We start from the raw sequence: 2019 nt of genomic DNA, 5'->3' as shown, positions 1-2019 counted from the left end.
GTTTATAGAAATAGTACCTTCAGATACCATTAAATACGAAATTGATAAAGAATCAGGATTCTTAAAAATAGATAGACCACAAAAATATTCTAATATCGTTCCAGCTTTGTATGGATTTATTCCGCAGACCTATTGTGGTGATAAAGTGGCAGAGTTTGCAAGAGAAAAGGGTGCAACAAGCATTAAAGTGGGTGATGGGGATCCTTTAGATATTTGTGTGTTATCGTCGCATCATATACCTCATGGCGATATATTATTACAAGCTAAGCCAATTGGCGGATTTTGTTTTATTGACAAAGGTGAGGCCGACGATAAGATAATAGCAGTATTAACAGGCGACCAGATTTACGGCAACTTTAACGATATTTCTGAATTGCCTGGTGGTGTTATTGAAAAGCTAAAGCATTATTTTCTAACCTACAAAAATCTGCCAGGAGAACCTCAACATTGCGAAATAGCATATGAATATGGTAAACAAGGAGCTGGAGAAGTCATTAAAAAATCAATGGAAGATTACAGGGATTTGATTTTTAATCCACTAAAATAAAAAAAAGGAGCGAATGCTCCTTTTTTTATAGTATTTATCGTAAATATTATTTTTTGTATAAAACCTTTTTTACAGCGTCAATCGTCCTAGCCACGTTTGGCAAAGTAGCCTCAATTAGCGTAGGAGCGTAGTGTAAAGGAATATCCATGTTGTTAACTCTGATAACCGGAGCATCCAAATGGTCAAAAGCATATCGCTGCAAATGATAAGTTATTTCTGATGAAATAGCAGCCAATGGCCAAGCTTCTTCTACAACTACACATCTGTTGGTTTTCTTTACAGAATCTACAACTGTTTGATAATCAATAGGTCTTACTGTTCTAAGGTCTATCAATTCAACACTGATTCCATCTTTGGCAAGTTGCTCGATTGCTGGTAAAACCACTCTAGGAATCATTTTTCCAAACGATACAATCGTAACATCTTTTCCTTCCTGAATTATGTTGGCTTTCCCAATTGGCAATATATATTCGCCATCTGGAATCATTCCTTTGTCACCATACATTTGTTCAGACTCCATGAAAATAACGGGGTCATTGTCACGAATAGATGCTTTCAAAAGTCCTTTACATTCATATGGGCTAGATGGTACCACAACTTTAAGACCTGGCGTATTGGCAAACCAATTTTCGAAGTTTTGAGAGTGTTGAGCTCCTAATTGTCCAGCATTACCAGTTGGACCCCTAAACACGATTGGGCAAGAATATTGACCAGCAGACATGGCCATTATTTTGGCTGCACTGTTGATAATCTGATCTATAGCAACAAGTGAAAAGTTGAAAGTCATGAATTCAATAATCGGACGACAACCATTGATAGCAGCACCAACACCTATACCAGCAAAACCTAGTTCAGCAATTGGCGTGTCGATAACTCTTTTGGGTCCAAATTCATCCAACATTCCTTGACTGGCTTTGTAGGCTCCATTGTATTCAGCTACTTCTTCACCCATTAAGAATATTGTTTCATCACGACGCATTTCTTCTGACATCGCTTCCTTTACAGCATCTCTAAATTGAATTTCTCTCATTTTTGGCTTATAAATAATTTAATTTTGGGCAAAGACCCCAATTGCTTGACAAAAATAGTAAGCTATTGTCAATTTCCGAAATCTATTTGTAGAATTGCGTGATTTCATTTATTTATTTTTGTTCGGTGTAAGATTTTGGTGGTTAAAATAAACAATTTGATGTTTCCATAATAGAAATGATGAATTTGTAAATCCATTATAATTGTAAGGATTGCAATTTTTATGCGAGTGAGTATATGCAGACTGATGTGACCCTTTCAAGGTTTTTGTTTTGTTCTTTTTAATTCCGAAGGAATTTGATTTTTATAAAAAGAGAATTTTGATGTAAATGTACGACCCCTACAGGGTCGAATACTGACTATTGTGATGGATTTCTATAAACATGTGACCCCTTCGGGGTCGAATACTGACTATTTTGTTGGTTTTTTATAAGCATATGACT

General features: G+C 35.8%; 2 protein-coding genes. One reads left to right on the top strand and one right to left on the bottom strand.

Going from position 1 to position 2019, the window contains the following annotated elements; all coding sequences use genetic code 11:
• Positions 1–547 (top strand): inorganic pyrophosphatase (locus EGI24_RS14180; protein ID WP_255049115.1); only part of this gene is annotated, 547 nt, incomplete at its 5' end.
• Positions 548–593: 46 nt separating this feature from the next.
• On the opposite strand, the gene EGI24_RS14175 is transcribed toward EGI24_RS14180, so the two are convergent.
• Positions 594–1577 (bottom strand): pyruvate dehydrogenase complex E1 component subunit beta, encoded by a 984-nt coding sequence (locus EGI24_RS14175; protein WP_255048067.1) that lies wholly within the window; start codon positions 1575–1577, stop codon positions 594–596.
• Positions 1578–2019: the final 442 nt, after the last annotated feature.

It is taken from the genome of Lacihabitans sp. CS3-21 (genome assembly GCF_024343675.1).
In the GTDB taxonomy this organism is placed as follows: Bacteria; Bacteroidota; Bacteroidia; order Cytophagales; family Spirosomataceae; genus Leadbetterella.
The sequence above is the reverse complement of the archived record's forward strand: the minus strand, read 5'-3'. Positions and strand labels throughout refer to the sequence as shown.

Excerpts from the sequence above, each read along its gene's own strand:
- EGI24_RS14175 (WP_255048067.1), bottom strand. The coding sequence starts at position 1,577 with ATGAGAGAAATTCAATTTAGAGATGCTGTAAAGGAAGCGATGTCAGAA.